Below are 17,728 nucleotides of genomic sequence, written 5' to 3'. Positions count from 1 at the left end.
ATAGGTGGCGGGTGTGCGTCGGGGTGCGCGCCGGCTCCGCTCGTCGTTCGAGAACTGATTTGGTAGTATCTGACTTGTCAGTCAGCCACCAGCATGCGTTCATCGAGGAGATTCCCGTGCGGCATTACACCAAAGAGAATTTCAATCTGATGGACAGTATCGGCTTCGCACTGAACAAGGCGCGCAATCTGATCCTGATGGAAATGGACGCGGCGCTTAAGGAAGTCGATATCTCGAGTCAGCAGATGGGCATTCTGCTGGCGCTGAAGCAGCAAACCGCGAGCACACCGTTCGAGTTGTCGAAGTTGCTCGGCATGGACACGGGCCTGATGACCCGCATGCTCGACAAGCTCGAAACCAAAGGGCTAGTCGTGCGCTCGCGCGACGCCGAAGACCGGCGCGTCGTCAATCTGACGCTGACCGGCGCCGGCCGCGCGGTGGCCGCAAGACTCCCCGAAATCGCACCCGCCGTACTGAACGAACGCCTGAAGAAATTCACGAAGGCAGAAGTTGAGGAATTGCGCCGTCTGCTGCGCAAGTTCATTGCCGAATAAGCGTCTCGCGCCCTCTGCGGCGCCATCTTTTCTTTCCCTGTATTCTCCTTCGCCGCGCTAGCTCGTGGGAAACGCGTCGTGCAAAAAGCGCGCTAAAAAATCCGCTTGAACATATCTGACATATCAGCTATTGTTCGTGCAGCAAATGAGGAGTCAGAGATGCCGTTCTATACGCCAGACAACTACCAGCAGTCCGAGAGCGTCGGTTTCCTGCTGAACAAGGCGCGTAACCAGCTGGCGGCGGATATGGACGCCGCGCTGAAGGAACTGAACATCAGGGCCCAACATTCCGGAATTCTGATGTCGCTGCTGCGTGGCTCATGTACGACGCCTGCCAGTCTGGCACGGCACCTGAGCGTCGACACCGGCCTGATGACGCGCATCCTCGACAAGCTCGAAGCCCTCGGCTTGCTCGTCCGTTCACGCGATCTGGCGGACCGCAGGGTGGTGAATCTGCAGCTTACGCCGGTAGGGTACGCGGCCGCGCTGCGCATCACGGAAGTCGCACCTGACGTGCTCAACGAGCGCCTGCAGGACTTCTCCGACGTGGAGTACGACGAATTGCGCCGCTTGCTGCACAAGCTGATAAAAGAGTGAGCGATTTTTTTACTCGTATATCTGATAGGTCAGAAAATGGATAGTCAAATAAAAATGACACATTGCGCGTCACGCGGACTGAGAGCGGGCATCTCAGTGGTCGGCGCGGTGGCGTTGTCCGCGTGCGTGAACTATGCGGGCATCCATGGCGATCAGCAGATCGCCGAACCGCAGCAATACGCCACACAGCAGAGCGTGCCGGCCGAAGGCGGCCGCTGGCCGGCGGCCAACTGGGCCGACCAGTTCGGCGACGCGCAACTGAGAGCGCTGATCGACGAGGCTTTGCGCGACAGCCCGACCATCGCACAGGCGAGTGCCCGCGTCGCGGCCGCCGCGGCCTATAGCGAGACCGCAAAGGCCGCGACCTTGCCGCGCGCGGACGCGAGCTATTCGTATATGCGCGAGCAGCTTTCGGGCTCCTCGTATATTCCGCCGCCGTACGCCGGGAGTTGGCAATCGCAGAACACCGGCCTGCTCAGCGCATCGTACGAACTCGACCTGTGGGGCAAGAACCGCGAAGCGCTGAAGGCGGCGCTGTCGCAACTGCAGGCCAGCGAAGCGGACGCGCAAGTCGTGCGGCTGACGCTTACGACAGCGGTCGCGCGCGCATACAACCAGTTAGCCCGGCTCTATGTGTTGCGCGATATCGCCGCGCAGGAAATCGCGCAACGCGAACGGATCGACCGCCTGACCGCGGACCGTATCGCGACGGGCCTCGATACCGACGTCGAACTCAAGATCGCGCAAGCGAATCTTGCGACAAGCCGCGCGGCCCTGAAGGCGATCGACGGCTCGATCGTGACGACGCGCTACGAGATCGCCGCGCTGCTCGGTGCAGGTCCGGACCGTGGGCTCGCGATCGCGCGTCCCACGCTCGGCATCGGCGACGAAGTGCGGCTGCCGGACAACCTGCCGGCGGACCTTGTGAGCCGCCGGCCCGATATCGTCGCCGCGCGCTGGCGGGTCGACGGCCTCACGCACGAAGTGAAATCGGTGAAGGCCGAGTTCTATCCCGACATCAACCTCAGCGCAGCGATCGGTTTCGACGCATTCGGCTTTGGCCGCTTCCTGACGGCGGCGAGCCGCACGGCCTCGGTCGGTCCTGCCATTCATCTGCCGATCTTCGACGCAGGCGAGTTGCGCGCGAAGCTGAAAGGACGCTACGCGGAATTCGACTATGCGGTCGCGACCTACAACCAGACGCTCGTCACCGCGCTGAGCCAGGTCGCGACGCAACTCGCCGATATCCGCGCAACCGACGGACAACTGACCGATGCGCAGACCGCGCAAAGCGCCGCACGCCGCGCCGACGAACTTGCATTGACTCAATACAAGGCCGGCCTCACGAATCAGCTGACCGTGCTCAACGCGGACGTGACCGCGCTGTCCGCGGATCAGGCGGTCGCGAACCTGCGGATGAATCGCCGCGACCAGCAGATCGCGCTCGCCCAGGCGCTGGGCGGCGGCTATACGGACACACAAGAACAACCCAGCCTTGGAGCATTGAAATGAGCGAAACAGATATCCGGGACGAGACGAGGCCTGCGGCAGCTGCTGCGTCGCAAAGCAAAGCGGAGCCGCAAGCAGAACCGCAGTCGCGTAAGCGCAAGCTGCTGCTCTCGCTGCTCGGCGTGGCGATTGTCGTGGCGAGCGCGGCGTACGGCGCGTATTCCATGACCTATGCGCGCTACCACGAGGACACCGACGATGCCTATGTGAGCGGCAACCTCGTCCAGCTGACACCGCAAGTCACGGGCACTGTCGTGGCCGTTAACGCCGACGATACGCAGACGGTCAAGGTTGGCGAGCCGGTCGTCACGCTCGACGCAGCCGATGCGAAGATCGCGCTCGGCAATGCCGAAGCGACGCTCGGGCAGACGGTGCGGCGCGTCAGCAGCCTGTATGTGAACAACGACTTCTATAGCGCGACGGTCGCGCAGCGCAAGTCCGACCTCGACCGCGCGACTGCCGATTTGCGACGCCGGCAAGCCGTTTCCGGTACCGGCGCGGTGTCGGCCGAAGATGTCGCTCACGCGCGCGATGCGGTGGCCGCCGCGCAAGCCGCGCTCGACGCGGCGCGTCAGCAGGCCCAGTCGAACCGCGCGCTGACCGACCGCACGACGGTCGCCGACCATCCGGACGTACGCGCCGCCGCATCGAAAGTGCGTGCCGCATACCTCGAATATGCGCGCAACACCTTGCCCGCGCCGGTTACCGGTTACGTCGCGCGGCGCTCGGTGCAGGTCGGTCAACGCGTTGCGCCGGGCACACCGCTGATGGCGATCGTGCCGCTCGACGGCGTGTGGGTCGACGCGAACTACAAGGAAAGCCAGTTGCGCCACATGCGCATCGGCCAGCCGGTGACATTGACCGCCGATGTCTATGGCGGCGGCGTCGAATATCACGGACGCGTGGTTGGGTTTTCAGCGGGAACTGGCGCGGCATTCGCCTTATTGCCGGCCCAGAACGCGACCGGCAACTGGATCAAGGTGGTGCAGCGTCTGCCGGTGCGCATCGAGCTCGACCAGAAAGAACTCGAGGCGCACCCGCTGCGTATCGGCCTGTCGATGCAGGTCGATGTCGACACGCGCGACGAATCGGGCAGCCAGTTGGGCGCGGCGCTCAACACCCGCTATCGAACCGACGTCTTCGCCGACTACGGCGCGCAGGCCGACGACGAAATCGCACGCATCATCGCTCAGAACTCGGTAGGCGAGGGCCCGGTCGCAGCAGGCGACGCAAAGCCGGGCCGTTCGGCCAAATCTGCATCTGCAAATGCCGCTGCGCGGCGCGACTCCGCACAACCAGCCGGCTGAGCCAACCCACAAGCACGTCGACAATTTTTTTATCGGCATATCTGACAAGTCAGATTTTTAGTAAAAAAAACACCAGCGAACCGAAGGAAACGACATCATGAATGCTTCGACGAACACAGCCAGTCCACCGCCGCTTTCCGGCGGAAAGCTGGTGCTCGCGACGCTCGCGGTTGCCCTTGCGACGTTCATGAATGTGCTCGACTCGTCGATCGCGAACGTTGCGATCCCAACCATTTCCGGCAATCTCGGCGTATCGGTCGACGAGGGCACGTGGGTCATCACGCTCTTTTCCGCCGCGAATGCGGTGGCGATTCCGCTGACCGGATGGCTCACCCAGCGGGTCGGCCAAATCAAGCTGTTTGTCGGCTCAATTCTGCTGTTTGTGCTGTCGTCGTGGTTGTGCGGCATCGCACCGAACCTTGTTGTGCTGCTTGCCGCGCGCATCCTGCAAGGCGCGGTGGCGGGGCCGCTGATCCCGCTGTCGCAAGCTATTCTGCTTGCTTCGTATCCGAAGGCGAAAAGCTCGACCGCGCTCGCGCTGTGGTCGATGACGGCGACGGTCGGCCCGATTGCGGGCCCGGCGCTCGGCGGCTGGATTACCGACAGCTATTCGTGGTCGTGGATTTTCTATATCAACATTCCGGTTGGCCTGTTCGCGGCCGCCGTGACATGGATGATCTATCGCAAGCGCGAAACGCCGGCGCGGCGCTTGCCGATCGACAAAATCGGCCTGCTGTCGCTGATCGCCTGGGTGGCGACGCTGCAGATCATGCTCGACAAAGGCAAAGACCTTGACTGGTTCAATTCGCCGGTGATTTGCGTGCTTGCCGTGGTCGCGGGCATCAGCTTCACCTTTTTCCTGATCTGGGAGCTGACGGAAAAGGCGCCGATTGTCGATCTTCGGCTCTTCGCGGTGCAAAATTTCCGCGGCGGCACGATTGCGATTTCCGTTGCGTATGCGGTGTTTTTTTCGAATCTTGTGATTCTGCCGCAGTGGATTCAGGGCTTCCTGAACTATCGCTCGGTCGACGCGGGCCTCGTGACCGCGCCGCTCGGCATCTTCGCCGTGCTGCTCGCCCCGGTCATGGCGAACATCATGCCGAAATCGGATGCGCGCATTCTCGCGACGCTCGCGTTTGTCGGCTATGCAATCGTGTTTTTCATGCGCTCGAACTACACGACCGGCGTCGACGCCTGGACGCTTATTCTGCCGACGCTGCTGCAAGGCATTCCGACGTCGCTGTTCTTCGTGCCGCTCACGGCGATCATCCTGTCGGGCCTTCCGCCCGAACGGATTCCGGCGGCCGCCGGCCTGTCGAACTTCGTGCGGGTGTTCGCGGGCGGCGTCGGCACCTCGCTTGCGACGACGGGCTGGAACAATCGTACGATCCTCCATCATTCGCAACTGATGGAGCAGGCGAGCGTCAATAACCCGTTGTTTACCGGCGCGGTCGATTCGCTGCATTCGACGCTGGGCGGGGACAGCAGCCAGGCGCTGGCGTTCTTCGAACGGTCGTTGAACGCACAGGCCGCGATGCTGGGGCTGAACGACATATTCTGGCTGTCGGCGGTGATCTTTATCGTGATCATTCCGCTGATCTGGCTGACGAAGCCGGCCAAGGGCGGCGGAGCGGGAGGCGCAGCGTCGCCCGCGCATTGAGTGGAAGCACTGAGCGGAAGCACTGAACGGCTGAACTGAACGGCCGCACTGAACGGCCGCACTGAGTGCCTACCCCAGGCGGCACCGAATTCACCTTGCCAGGCGCGCGGGACCCTGGTAAAAATGCGGTCGGAGCCCACGAACGCCCAGCCTATGCTGAACGAACTGCTCAAGACCACTTTGCTGCTGGTGACCGGTTTGTTCCCGGTCATCAACCCGCCGGCCACCGCGATCATCACGCTGACGATGATCCCGCACGTGACGCAGGCGCAACGCGCCGAGCTGGCCATGCGTATCTCGATCAACAGCCTGTTTATTCTGCTGGGCTCGTTGTCGATCGGCGCTTATGTGCTGTCGTTCTTCGGCATCTCGGTACCCGTCTTGCGTGTGGCCGGCGGCATCGTGATTGCGGCTGCCGGCTGGACGCTGCTGCAGGCGCCCGCCGACGACGACGCCGAAAAGGACGCAGAAACCGAAGCGCAGATCGAACACGGCACATCGCTGCGCGCGAAGGCGTTCTATCCGCTGACGCTGCCCATCACCGTCGGACCCGGCGCGATTTCAGTCGCCATTGCTTTGGGCACGGGGTCGCCGCGGGAAGGATTGGCGCCGGTTCACCTCGCCGGCGTCGGCATCGCGCTCGCTATTCTGTGCGCGAGCATCTACATTTGCGTGCGCTTCGCCGGGCATCTCGAACGCCTGCTCGGCGCGGTCGGGATTCAGGTCGCGATGCGGCTGCTTGCCTTCGTGCTGTTATGCATTGGCGTGCAGATCGCATGGCTCGGTATGGCCGAGCTGCTCGCATCGGTACATTTGAAGTAGCCGCGCTACGCCTTCTTATCGGTCTTTGTCGCCCGGCATCACGTTCGAATGCAGATGGTACGAACAATCGTTCAGGCCGAGCAGCCGCATCCGGTAATCGAATTCCAGTGGGTCGTCGGCTGGCGCGAAGCGGCCCGCGGCGGCGCTATCGTTAGCGGCCGGTGCAAACAGCGCCTCCAGTTTTTCGGCTAGCCACGCAAACATGATTGTCTCCTGTGCGGGTCGTGCAGTATCGATGCCTGCATCGTAGGGAGCGCGAATGAGCGGTAAATGAGGCGCCGTATTCCGTCCTCATTCTTTGCTCATTGTCCGCGCGCAGAATCCCGATTGAACGATGCATCGAACGACTGCATCACTGTTCGAGGAGAAAAACCATGAAAGGGATCCGCCACCTGATAGTCGCCGCCGCGCTGACCGGCGGAATGATCGGCGTCGCGCAGGCGCATGTGTTCGTCGGCGTCGGCATCGCGCCGGTCATGCCTATCGTGCCGGCTGTGCCGGTCGTGCCCGCGCCTGCTTATCCGGTTTATGCGCCGCCTCCGCCCGTGTACTACGCACCGCCGCCCGCGCCGGTGGTGTATGCGGCTCCGCCGGTCGTCGCCGGCTACTACGGTAATCCGTACTGGTGGCACCGTCCGCACTACTACGGATACACATACTGGCGTTGACGACCGGCGAATCGTCCGGTTGGGCTCGCATCATGAGGCCGGCTTCGCGCATCGCGCGGGCCGGCTTCGATTTTTTTGACGATTCACCGCCGATTTTCTGACGACAACCGGCAAAAAACGCTGCACACTGCGAGAGTTCCGTACCCACGCAGGCTCTCGACCATGAAAACAACTGCCGTTGGTGTCGCGCTGTGCGTTTCCCTTGCCGCATGCAGCAGCAGCAAGCTCTCCTCCGAATCTGAATCTGAAGCAACCCCTGTCATTCAGTCTTCCGCGGGCATCTACACAGGACCGTTGTCCACGCAACAAAGGCTGACCTTGCTCACGAAGCTCGACGGCAGCGCGTACCTCTTCTATCGAACGCCATCGGCTTCGCGGCCTGCCATCGACGACGTCGTCATCGTACGTAACGCCGAACAGGCAAAGGACGGCAAGTACCAAAGCAAGCAGGCCACCCGCTATCGGCTCGTTCAGCCGCGCAAGGCGACGCCGGTGCAAGTGGATATCGACTTTGCACGCTCGCCGGCCGTGAGCGGCTTTGTCGCAGTGCCCGGCGACAAGACGGACAACGTCGCGTTCAACGCTAGCCCCAGGTTGATCCTCGGTGAACCGCCGTCGCTCGCATCGGTCCAGGGCATGTATAGCGGCACGGGGAGCTCGCTGCAGGGCGCGACCGCCACCCAGGTGACGGTTACCTCGAGCGGCTTGCTGGCCGGCAAGACCGCCAACGGCTGCGAGTTTCGCGGCACGCTGACGCCGAGTAGCGGCATTACCGCCTACGACGTGTCGGTCACGTACAGCGGCGCGCCGTGTATCGATGCCAATGCAACGGTATCGGGCGCCGCAGTGCTCGACGAATCGCAGCTGCTTGTCGCGCTGCCGCACGCCAACCGATCAGATGTCTTTGTATTCGCGGGAGCACGCTAAGCCGCGTACGCGACATACGAGAGCATGACGTCGCGCGAACGGAGGATCACTCATTTTCCGCTAATTCTCGCCCAGTACGATGGTTTCCGTGGGAAGCACAACGCCTGAACCACAAACCATCAAAACCACTGGAGGGAATTACCATGAAATCGCTGATCAAAGTCGTTGCCGTTGCCGCCGCTCTTGCTCTTCCGGTCGCGTGCTTTGCGCAGACCGCGCCGCAGTCGGCTCAACAGCCTGCCGATGCCGGCGAGTATGTGCAGATCATTCAGATTGAAGAAGTCGGGTACGCGCCTGCGGCCGACCAAAGCCAACCGGCCGCGGCAAATGAACCGGCACAAGCAGCGGCGCAAGCCCCGGCCAACGATTCGGCGCAAGCAGCCAGTGCGGATAGCTACGGCGGCGTGGCGAGCGGCAGCTCGAAGTCCGGCGCCCCTGCATTCAATCCGGTCAACGATATCGGCCTGAACTCGATCTATCAGCATCACTGATCAGTGCGGGCGCCATTTTCCTGCCAACGCGCTAAAGAAACGGAAACAGCGCCAAACTTTACCGAGGGCGTGCAGCTTTGAGCTGCGCGCCCTTTGCGTGCGTGCCGTTCATGCGCGCGTTGCATCAGGCGTTACGCGCCGGCACGTAGAGTAGAATCGATTCGCTAAAAGGCCCTTGCCGAGGGCTTGTTTCGTCGCTTCGCGATCGGCCGGATTCCGCTTGCGCGGGCCGGGTGTTCCGCTTCCGGATGGACTCGGGCGTCTTCGTCAACGTCATTCTGTCGCCGCGCCGCCATGATCAAGTCATTAAGAACCCAACTCGTCCTTGCGCTGTGTGCGGTCGTCAGCATAGTCGGCATCGTGCAGGGCATCAGCTCGTACCAGCTGTCCAAAGCGGGCATGAGCGCGCTGCTCGATATGCGTCTCGAGCAGGTCGCCAACCGGTTGCGCGGCAGCCTCGGCGATGCGATTCCCACGATTCCGGCACGCGGCTCGCAGCCGGCGCGCGACATCCTGATCACGATCTGGCGCGACGACCTCGAAACGCCATACCGCTCGACCGAACCTTCGCTACCGCTGCCGCGCGAGGCGCCGGCCGGCTTTGCCTCCGAGATGGTCAACGGCGAACAGTGGCGCATCTACACGCTGCGCGACCCGCCGAAGGTGATTCAGGTGGCGCAACGTTCGTCGGTACGCCATGAAATTACGGAGGAGGCCGCCGTCAACACGCTGTGGCCGATTCTCGTGCTGGTGCCGCTCGTCTGTGCGGCGGTGCTGCTGGTCGTGCGCTTCTCGTTTCGCCAGTTGAACCGCCTCGGCTCAGAGGTGCAAGCAGTCGACGCCGCGCATCTTCAGGCGCTGCCGACAACAGGCGTGCCGATCGAACTGCGCCCGTTTATCGATTCGATCAACCGCATGATCGAGCGTCTCGCGCGCTCGATCGAGAGCGAACGGAAATTCATCTCCGATGCGGCGCACGAACTGCGCACGCCGCTCACCGCGCTGCAATTGCAGGCCGACAATTTGCAGCGCGATATCGCGCCGGGCAATCAGGAGCGCTTCCAGGAACTGCGCCGCGGCATTGCGCGTAGCGGCAGCATGATCGCGCAAATGCTGCGGCTCGCGCGCGCCGATGCGTCGCTGCAGCGCGAGGCGGTGACGCAGGTCGACGTGTCGGAAGTGGTGGTCGCGGCCGTCGCCGAAGTGCTGCCGATCGCGATGAAACGCAATATCGACATCGGCGCGGAAGAGATGGCGAGCGCGAAGGTGCGGGCGATCGAAGCGGACCTCGGCATCGCGATCCGCAACCTCGTCAGCAATGCGATCCGCTATACGCCCGACGGCGGCAAGATCGACTTGCGCACCGAGGTGCGTAACAACATGGTCTGGATCGAAGTGATCGATACGGGTCCCGGTATTGCGGAGGAGCTGTTGCCGCGCGTGTTCGACCGCTTCTTTCGCGCGAACACCGATATTGAAGGCAGCGGCCTTGGCCTTTCCATCGTGAAGGCGATCGTCGCCAAATATGGCGGCACCGCGTCGCTGAGAAATCGCGACGACGGCCAGACGGGAATCATCGCGTCGATCGGTTTCACGCGCGCGAGCTAGCGAGTTAGCGCCCGGCAATACGGGCGGCCGGTTTGGCCGCCTGCCGCTTCGCTCATTCAAAGCTAATTCTTCGCACGTACGATTGAGCTGTGTCCCGAGGACAAGGCCGCGAATCATCACGCTCCCCGCTGATCCGCATTGACGGCCCCTCTGATTCTGGCTCGGCGATCGGTTTAGGCCAGAATCTTTCGGCCGGCCGCTTTTTTGCGGTCGGCCTTTTTTTTGCATCAAGCGCCGCGTGCCGATCATTTGCCGCGCCGTTATGCAATCCGACTAGTGGTGCGGACAACGAAGCCAGCGTGCGCTATTTCCGTTGTCCTGATTGCTCGCGAGTCGGCTATTATTCCGATACCCGGCGCCGCTCCCCCCGCTTTCTTCCAGGTCTTCATTGCACGCGCCGGCGGGCTCCGGCCTGGCCTCGAACCCGGTCCACCGGCCGGTTTCCGCAGGCCTCGCGCCGCAAATCGAACACCCGTTCCCGTTGCCGTGACACGACATCATGCGAGTGCTACTGATTGAAGACGACCTGCAGATCGGACAAAGCCTGCTGCGTGCGCTAAAAGACGCCGATTACAGCGTCGACTGGGTGCGCGACGGCATAGCCGGTTGCGCGGCGATCGAAGCCGCCGAATACACGGTCGTGCTGCTCGATCTCGGCTTGCCGGGCATGAGCGGCATTGAACTGCTGAAAACCTGCCGCTCGAAAGGCAATCCGGTTCCCGTGCTGATCCTGACCGCACGCGACGATCTCGACGCGCGCGTGCAGGGGCTCGATCTCGGCGCCGACGACTACATGCTCAAACCGTTTCAGGTGCCCGAACTGCTCGCGCGGATTCGCGCGGTCATCAGGCGCAAGGCCGGTTATGCGGTGTCGCGTCTCGGCGACGAACATCTGAGCCTCGACCTCGACAAGCGCACGCTGTGCGTCGAAGGCGTGACGTCGGTGCTGTCCGCGCGCGAATTCGCGCTGATGCTCGCGTTCCTCGAGCGGCCCGGCACGATTCTGTCGCGCGAGCAGCTCGAAGACCGCCTGTATGGGTGGGGAAAAGAGGTGGAGAGCAATGCGGTGGACGTGCTGATCCACTCAGTGCGCAAGAAGTTCGGCCTGTCCGTCATACGCAATGTGCGCGGACTCGGCTGGACGGTGATGCTGAACGACGCCGCCGCGAAGACCTGAAGCAAAGCGGCGGTGCGTTGCGGTGTGCCCGCGATTCACTCGCCTGCAAATGAGTTGATGGTGCGTGCAAGCGCCACCGGATATTGATACATCATCGCGTGGCCCGCTCCATCGACGACCAGCAAGCGTGCATGCGGCAGCAACTGCTTCAACGCTTCCGCATTCTTCTGCACCACTACGGTATCGTCGTTGCCGCTCATCACGAGCGTGGGGATGCGCACTGCGCGCAGCGCCTGCCCCGCCTGGTCGTTCGATTCCCAGTTGCGCAGCGCTTCGGTCTGGCCCGCGGTCACGGTGCTCGAAATCGGGTGCTTGCCGTAATCCGCCGGTGTGAACATATCCTGCTTGAAACACCGCTCGGCGTTGCTCACATCGGCGGCGGGAAACAGTACGCCCATCACGTCGGCCAGCGTGACGCCGGGCTTGCCGGACAGTGTTGCCTCGACTTGCGGTGAGAGGGGAATGCCGAAGCTGCCGGGCGCGGGCGCGCTCATTAGCACCATCTTGCCGATCGACGCGGGCGAATCGATGGCCAGTTGCTGAACGATCGCACCGCCCATCGACCAGCCGACCACCGTCGCCTTCTGCAGATGCAGCGCATCGATCAGTGCGGCTGTATCGCGCGCCATATCGTCGATCGAGAACGTGCTCGTATCGGCCTCCGAGCGGCCGACACCACGATTGTCGAACACAATCACGTCGTGATGCTTCGCGAGTTCAGTGAGAAAGGCTGCGTCCCATTCGGTCAGCGTCGCGCGAAAACCCGTTACGAGCACGAGCGGGCTACCCTGGCCGAGCCGGTAGTAAGCGAACTGGCCGCGCGGCGTTTCAGCAATCTGTTCGCGCGCGGTGGCTTCGATGCCGGTTTGAGGGTCCATCGTCTTGCACATAGGTTCCGGTGTATAGCGTTGAATGTCCGCATGCGCGGTTGCTGCAGATGCCGCCGTTGCAAGTGCGGTCAGCCCGCACAGCGAAGCGGCCAGCGTCATGGCAAGTTTTCGACGAATGTTCATTGGAAGCCCTCGCGTTCTGGAAGATGAATCGAGCGCGTTTATTGTGACGTCGGCGGCCATTCTATCGACCGGAAGTGAGACGAAAATGAGGTGATGCGATCCGATGATGCACGCGGCGATGCTAAGGCCTGCAGGTCATTTTCAGTTCAATTGAGGTTTCGCCGGTCACCTGGAAGCCGAGTCGTTCGTATAGGCGCCGCGCCGGGTTGCCGTGCAATACGTTTAGCGTAACGGTGACGCGTGCCTGGCGCGCTTCGCCAAGCATGGCACGAATCACCGCTGTACCGATGCCTCGGCCTTGATGGCCGGGCAGTATCTGTATCTGCTGAAGCAGCCAGTCGGTTTCGGCGCGAACGAGCTTGATCAGACCGATGTCTTCGCCGTTGCAGCAGACGATCTGCGCAATATGCAGGTTCGAACGCGCGCGCAGCCGGTGTGATTCGTCGTCGACCGGTTCGCCTGCGCGCTCGAGATGCGCGGTCATGGTGATCTTGCGCAGCTCGATCAGAAACGGTTCGTCGTCGGGCGTTGCGGCGCGCAGGCGGATTGCGTCGTTCATCGCATCTGTCTCCGGTTTGTTTTGTTGTCGTGGTTTGCATCGGGAAGACGATCGCCTGCATCGTAAAGCATGCTTGCGCATCCGGCTATTCGCTTCAGTCCCCGCGTCCAAACTTTTGGAAGATGCGTTCGCGCATAAGGTCAGGCAGTTGGCGCAAGCTTGAGCTTGAAAAGCTCAACGGCATTCATGCGCCCGATCCGCCAGCGGTCGGCATCGCTCAATTCCGCATTGTCGAGCCATTGTCCGCCTTGCACCATATCCATCCACGGATAATCCGTCGAAAAATAGACGCGATCGCGGCCGACGAAATTCATGACTTCAACCGTCGCCGTGGTATCGAAGAAACCCGCGGTCGTATACCGGAAGTTCGTCTTCAGATACGTCAGCAGGTCGTGTTTCAGTTTGACGCGATGTGCGTGCCGCGCATAGACGGCCGATACGCGCCACGCCATGAACGGCAGCGATTCGCCGAGGTGGCCGAGACAAATCTGCAAATCGGGGTAGCGATCGAACAGGCCGCTCGTAATCAGACGCAGCGCGTGCGTCGATGTTTCGACGAGATAAGCCCACGTTGCCGCGAGCAACTCGGGATGGTCGCGAAACATCAGTTGCTGGCTTGGCACCGGATTGCGCGGATGCAGATACAACGGCACGCCGAGCGCTTGCACGCGTTCCCAGAACGGCAGGTATTGCGGCTCGTCGAGATACACGACGCCGTTTTCCGTGTGCAGATTCGAGAAGCTGTTGACGAGCGGTGCATGAAATCCGAGTTCGCGCACGGCCCGATCGAGTTCGTCCGCGGCGGCGGCCGGGTCCTGCATCGGCAGTGCGGCGAAAGCGCCAAGCCTGCCCGGATGCCGGTCGACGATGCGGCGCAGTTCGTCGTTGGCGTAGCGTGCGTCGCTGACCGCGGCGGCGGGATCGGTCTCGCCCTGGATGCCGGGCGTGTTCAGCGAAAGGATCGCATATTGAATGCCCGCGCGATCCATCAATTCGATGCGTTTGGTGTCGACGTCGAGCAGGTCGGCGTAAACGCCGGTGCGCGCCGCGACTTTCGTATCCTTACGGACGATGCTGTCGAAATGCGACGTCATGTAATGCTCTTCGAAGGCTACCTTCCACGGCCGTGACGGAATTTTGACAGGATCGTCATGGACGTCGCTTGCGGATGCATCGGCCGTAGCCGCGCCTGCGGATGGCGATGCGAGCGACGCTCCCGCTAGCAGCGCGCCGGGCACGCCGAGCATGAACGAACGGCGCCCGATGCCGGGCGCGGCAGCCGGTTCATCGAAATCATCGGTATTGCTGGGGACATTATTCGCCACGTTCTACCTCGTTCTCGTCATGATTGGATGGGACTCGGCGCCCGGCATCATGCAATGCGGGGCGGTCGAGTCGAACGAAGAACGTGCGCGGCGGAATGGCTATTCCATTACCGATTGTTGTGGTTACTTATGGTTAGGCAAACGATATTTTCGATCAAGTCAGCGGTAATTCAGTCGAAAGTTGCGCTCGCAACGAAAACAACAAAAACGACGAAAGCCGGACTCAGGCCGCACCGGCTGAAAGCATCGGGACAGCACGCGATGCCATTGCACTGAAGGCCGATCCGGCGTCGTCCCAGTTGCGTTCCGAAGCGCTGCCGTCGAGCTTGAACACACCCACCGCCGTCAACAAACGCTCGGCTTGTTCGAGCAGCGCGTCGGCCGCCGCGCCCGACTGCTGCACGAGCGCCACGTTCTGGCGCGTGCCGTTTTCGAGCTGATCGATCATCGCGCGCACTTCGCTGATCTGCTGCGTCTGTTGCCGGCATGCATCGTTGATCTCGCTCATGATCGTCGTCACGCTGCCCGACGACGAGACGACCTCGGCGATCGTCGAACCGGCATCGTCGACGAGGCGGGTTCCTTCGTTCACACGCGCGCTGCTCTCCTGAACGAGCGTTTTGACTTCGCGCGCGGCTTCCGCGCTGCGTTGCGCAAGCACGCGCACCTCGCCCGCGACCACCGCGAACCCGCGGCCTTGCGCGCCCGCGCGTGCGGCTTCGACAGCCGCATTGAGCGCGAGAATATTGGTCTGGAAGGCAATCGAATCGATCACCGAAATGATTTCGCCGATGCGGTTCGACGACGTATTGATGCCATGCATCGTATCGACGACACGGCCGACCGCGTCGCCGCCTTCGCTTGCCGTCACCGACGCGCGCTTCGCGAGCTCGTCGGCGTGCACCGCGTTATCCGCGTTTGACTGCACGCTGGCGTCGAACTTTCCGAGCGCGTTGGTTGCCTGTTCGAGCGCGGCCGCCTGGCCGTGCGTGCGCTCGTCGAGATCGCCATTGCCCTGCGCGATCTCGCGGCTCGCGTCGGCGACGCCGTGCGCGGCTTGCCGCACCTGCTGCACGATGTCAGCGAGGTTATTGCGCATCCGCGTGACGGTCGCCATGACGCTCGACGTGTCGCCGGCCCGCACCGGCGCGCGGCGCGACAGGTCGCCTGCCTCGATCGACTCCGCAAACGCAATCATGTCGCGCGGATCCGCGCCGAGCGACCGCGTGATATTGCGCACCACGAGCCACGCGACGCCCGCACTGAACAGACAGGCGAGCGCGGTGAGCGTTGCCATCAGCAGACGGAACTGCTTGCTGATCTCGCGCGCGCGTTCGCCTTCGTCCTGGCTCAGCGATTCCTCATAGTCGATCATCGTGTTGATCGCCGCGAGCCAATCGACGAAGGCGGGCCGTGCGTCGGCAAGCAGCAGCTTGCGTGCGCCGTCGGTGTCGCCGTTCTTTTGCAACTCGATGATGCGGCTGATCAGCGGCATCGTCCGTTCGCGCGCGGCCGTGATACGCCCGTAGATCTGCCGCTCTTCGGGCGTGACGTCGGTCGCCTGCTCGAAAATCTGGCTGAATGGCTGCGCGGAGCGCTCGTAATCGGCCTCGAGGCTGTTGATATGGTCGATGACTTTCGGCAGTTCGTCCGGCGGGACGAGCGTCACGTCGCGCACTGCAATCGAACGGTCATGAACGCTGCCGCGAAAGTTGATCGCATAGCGTTCTTTCACGCCGTTTACATCGATGATGTCGTCGAGCCGCATGCGCACGTTCTCGACCTGAAAGATTGCGATCGCGGCGAGCGCGATCACTGCGACAAGAACCGATCCGAAACCCGCGACCAGCCTACCCCGGACGGTCCACCCCGTCATTGTTTTCATCTACCACCTCTTAGTGATTTTCTATCTTTCGTGATTCGGCGCGAAAGCCGTCGCGCGTAGTATGCAAAGATTTTGAAAATACTGCAGGGACGGCAACAGCCGTGAGCGTGGCCCGATAACTTGACGGAAATGGGCGGCGCGCGCGGTCACTGACGATGCGCAACGCGCCGCTTGCCGACTCAACCGAAGATCGGCAGCGCGCCGAGCAGCGCAAAGCCGATCACCGCACCGGCCACCGCGCCGAGCACGCGCGCCGGATAAGCGCGCACCTTGAGCAGTGCGCTAAACGCGGTGCCGATGCCGAACATGCCCGTGACAGCGAACACGGCGAACAGTGCGAAGAGACTGACCCAGTAAGCGAAAGCAAAGGTTCCGACCATGATGGATCTCCAGAAGGAGTGGGGTTTAGGGGTTACCGTTTTCGTACAGCATGGGTGAACTTTAGGGTTTGCCATGCGCCGCGTGAATGGCAACGCGGATCAGCAAACTGCTCATTCGACTCATCGCGGCGGCCGGTCCATTGGCCCGCTCCCGCGTCGGTCGGGCCCCGCTTCTTCGCCTGAATCCAGGTATTTGTGCGCGCCGAGACAAGTCCGTCGAATTTCGGCTGCCTACGCTTGGCTCCGTGCGATGCAATGAGGCAAACATGGTGTGTGCCGTTGACATCTGCCGCTCACGGAGTCTCCCGATGCATACAGAACTTATCGACTACGGGCATGGCCGGCGCCGCTCGGCGGCCGCTCGCGGGCGCTGGCGCGAACTCGTTATCGGCGCGCTCTGTCTGCTGGCGCTGCTGGTGGCGGGCACTCGCCCCGCCATGGCTGCAGGCACCGCGACGCCCGCGGAGTGCAAGGCGCTGCAGGCGAAGTACCCGCAATACAAGGGTAAAACGGTGACCAACGCGATTAACCCGCATACGCCGGGCTACGAAGCGCTCGACCCGAATGACCCGAGCAAATACATCGGCTTCGATATCGACCTCGGCGAAGCGATCGGCGATTGCCTCGGCTTCAAGATGGCCTATAAGCCGGTGACGTTCGCCGCGTTGCTGACGACGCTGCAAAGCGGCCAGGCCGACATCGTGATCTCCGACATCTACGCGACCGAAGAGCGCGCCAAGGCGGCGGACTTCATCACGTATTCGAAGGTGTTCGACGGCGTGCTGGTTGCGAAGGGCAACCCGAAGAAGATCACCGGCATCAACGCGTCGATGTGCGGCATGACTGCAGCGGAAAACACCGGCTATGTCGAAGTGCCGCTGATCAACAATCTCGCCCCCGCATGCAAGGCGGCGGGCAAAGCGGAAGCGACCGTCCAGCTCTACGACAACAACGCGAACTGCATTCAGGCGATTCTCGCGGGCCGCGCGGATACCTATATCAACGACGTGAATACCGTCGATCAGGCCGTCAAGGCCTATCCGGACAAGCTCGAAAAGGCCACGGCCGTCACGCTGCCCTATTCGGTGGGAATCGGTGTACCGAAGGACAAGCCGGAGTTTCGCGCGGCGGTCATGGCAGCGCTCGTCGCGCTGCAGAAGTCGGGTGCGCAGGCGGAACTGCTGAAGAAGTGGTCGCTGCCGTCGGAAAACCTCGAAGCGCCGAAGCTCATCGTTTCGAACTGATC

18 protein-coding genes are annotated in these 17,728 nt (G+C 62.3%); 12 read left to right on the top strand and 6 right to left on the bottom strand.

Annotated elements, in window-relative coordinates:
* Positions 1-116 precede the first annotated feature (116 nt).
* The 6 genes from KZJ38_RS23715 to KZJ38_RS23690 all read left to right on the top strand — a co-directional run bounded on the left by KZJ38_RS23715 (position 117) and on the right by KZJ38_RS23690 (position 6,449).
* The gene (locus KZJ38_RS23715) at positions 117-554 is read left to right on the top strand and encodes a MarR family winged helix-turn-helix transcriptional regulator (RefSeq protein ID WP_219803590.1); all 438 of its coding nucleotides are present in this window, start codon (positions 117-119) and stop codon (positions 552-554) included.
* Between the two features lie 159 nt (positions 555-713).
* Complete coding sequence (locus tag KZJ38_RS23710) at positions 714-1,151, top strand: MarR family winged helix-turn-helix transcriptional regulator (protein WP_219802129.1); 438 nt, start codon at positions 714-716, stop codon at positions 1,149-1,151.
* A gap of 54 nt (positions 1,152-1,205) precedes the next feature.
* Positions 1,206-2,663, top strand: a complete 1,458-nt coding sequence (locus KZJ38_RS23705) for an efflux transporter outer membrane subunit (RefSeq protein ID WP_246641971.1) — start codon at positions 1,206-1,208, stop codon at positions 2,661-2,663.
* Positions 2,660-3,967 carry an HlyD/EmrA/EmrK family protein gene (locus KZJ38_RS23700; RefSeq protein WP_219802127.1) on the top strand — a complete coding sequence of 436 codons (1,308 nt, stop codon included), beginning with the start codon at positions 2,660-2,662 and terminating at the stop codon, positions 3,965-3,967. Before KZJ38_RS23705 ends, KZJ38_RS23700 begins: the two co-directional genes overlap by 4 nt.
* Positions 3,968-4,064: 97 nt before the next feature.
* The gene (locus KZJ38_RS23695) at positions 4,065-5,627 is read left to right on the top strand and encodes a DHA2 family efflux MFS transporter permease subunit (protein ID WP_219802126.1); all 1,563 of its coding nucleotides are present in this window, start codon (positions 4,065-4,067) and stop codon (positions 5,625-5,627) included.
* 153 nt (positions 5,628-5,780) lie between these two features.
* A complete protein-coding gene (locus KZJ38_RS23690; RefSeq protein WP_219802125.1) occupies positions 5,781-6,449 on the top strand; it encodes a MarC family protein in 669 nt (222 codons plus the stop codon).
* A 15-nt stretch (positions 6,450-6,464) separates the two neighbouring features.
* Here the strand turns inward: KZJ38_RS23690 and KZJ38_RS23685 are convergent, their stop codons facing one another.
* The gene (locus KZJ38_RS23685; protein WP_219802124.1) at positions 6,465-6,653 is read right to left on the bottom strand and encodes a hypothetical protein; all 189 of its coding nucleotides are present in this window, start codon (positions 6,651-6,653) and stop codon (positions 6,465-6,467) included.
* A gap of 170 nt (positions 6,654-6,823) precedes the next feature.
* Between KZJ38_RS23685 and KZJ38_RS23680 the strand changes: the two genes are divergently transcribed.
* The 5 genes from KZJ38_RS23680 to KZJ38_RS23660 all read left to right on the top strand — a co-directional run bounded on the left by KZJ38_RS23680 (position 6,824) and on the right by KZJ38_RS23660 (position 11,320).
* Positions 6,824-7,117, top strand: coding sequence for a hypothetical protein (locus KZJ38_RS23680; protein WP_219802123.1), 294 nt, complete (start codon positions 6,824-6,826; stop codon positions 7,115-7,117).
* Positions 7,118-7,411: 294 nt separating this feature from the next.
* Positions 7,412-8,044, top strand: coding sequence for a hypothetical protein (locus KZJ38_RS23675; RefSeq protein ID WP_219802122.1), 633 nt, complete (start codon positions 7,412-7,414; stop codon positions 8,042-8,044).
* 143 nt (positions 8,045-8,187) lie between these two features.
* Positions 8,188-8,535 carry a hypothetical protein gene (locus KZJ38_RS23670; protein WP_219802121.1) on the top strand — a complete coding sequence of 116 codons (348 nt, stop codon included), beginning with the start codon at positions 8,188-8,190 and terminating at the stop codon, positions 8,533-8,535.
* A 294-nt stretch (positions 8,536-8,829) separates the two neighbouring features.
* Positions 8,830-10,143 (top strand): ATP-binding protein, encoded by a 1,314-nt coding sequence (locus KZJ38_RS23665; RefSeq protein ID WP_219802120.1) that lies wholly within the window; start codon positions 8,830-8,832, stop codon positions 10,141-10,143.
* A 499-nt stretch (positions 10,144-10,642) separates the two neighbouring features.
* Positions 10,643-11,320 (top strand): response regulator transcription factor, encoded by a 678-nt coding sequence (locus KZJ38_RS23660; RefSeq protein ID WP_219802119.1) that lies wholly within the window; start codon positions 10,643-10,645, stop codon positions 11,318-11,320.
* A 35-nt stretch (positions 11,321-11,355) separates the two neighbouring features.
* Here the strand turns inward: KZJ38_RS23660 and KZJ38_RS23655 are convergent, their stop codons facing one another.
* From KZJ38_RS23655 to KZJ38_RS23635, 5 genes are all read right to left on the bottom strand, one after another.
* Positions 11,356-12,333 carry an alpha/beta fold hydrolase gene (locus KZJ38_RS23655; RefSeq protein WP_246641970.1) on the bottom strand — a complete coding sequence of 326 codons (978 nt, stop codon included), beginning with the start codon at positions 12,331-12,333 and terminating at the stop codon, positions 11,356-11,358.
* Between the two features lie 121 nt (positions 12,334-12,454).
* Positions 12,455-12,892, bottom strand: a complete 438-nt coding sequence (locus KZJ38_RS23650) for a GNAT family N-acetyltransferase (protein WP_219802118.1) — start codon at positions 12,890-12,892, stop codon at positions 12,455-12,457.
* Between the two features lie 140 nt (positions 12,893-13,032).
* Complete coding sequence (locus tag KZJ38_RS23645) at positions 13,033-14,217, bottom strand: amidohydrolase family protein (protein ID WP_219802117.1); 1,185 nt, start codon at positions 14,215-14,217, stop codon at positions 13,033-13,035.
* A gap of 223 nt (positions 14,218-14,440) precedes the next feature.
* Entirely contained in the window at positions 14,441-16,102 is a 1,662-nt protein-coding gene (locus KZJ38_RS23640; RefSeq protein WP_246641969.1) for a methyl-accepting chemotaxis protein, read from the bottom strand.
* A 179-nt stretch (positions 16,103-16,281) separates the two neighbouring features.
* Complete coding sequence (locus KZJ38_RS23635; protein WP_219802116.1) at positions 16,282-16,482, bottom strand: hypothetical protein; 201 nt, start codon at positions 16,480-16,482, stop codon at positions 16,282-16,284.
* Positions 16,483-16,790: 308 nt separating this feature from the next.
* Between KZJ38_RS23635 and KZJ38_RS23630 the strand changes: the two genes are divergently transcribed.
* The gene (locus KZJ38_RS23630) at positions 16,791-17,726 is read left to right on the top strand and encodes an ABC transporter substrate-binding protein (RefSeq protein ID WP_219802115.1); all 936 of its coding nucleotides are present in this window, start codon (positions 16,791-16,793) and stop codon (positions 17,724-17,726) included.
* Positions 17,727-17,728: the final 2 nt, after the last annotated feature.

The sequence above is a fragment of the Paraburkholderia edwinii genome (assembly GCF_019428685.1).
In the GTDB taxonomy this organism is placed as follows: domain Bacteria; phylum Pseudomonadota; class Gammaproteobacteria; order Burkholderiales; family Burkholderiaceae; genus Paraburkholderia; species Paraburkholderia edwinii.
The sequence above is the reverse complement of the archived record's forward strand: the minus strand, read 5'-3'. Positions and strand labels throughout refer to the sequence as shown.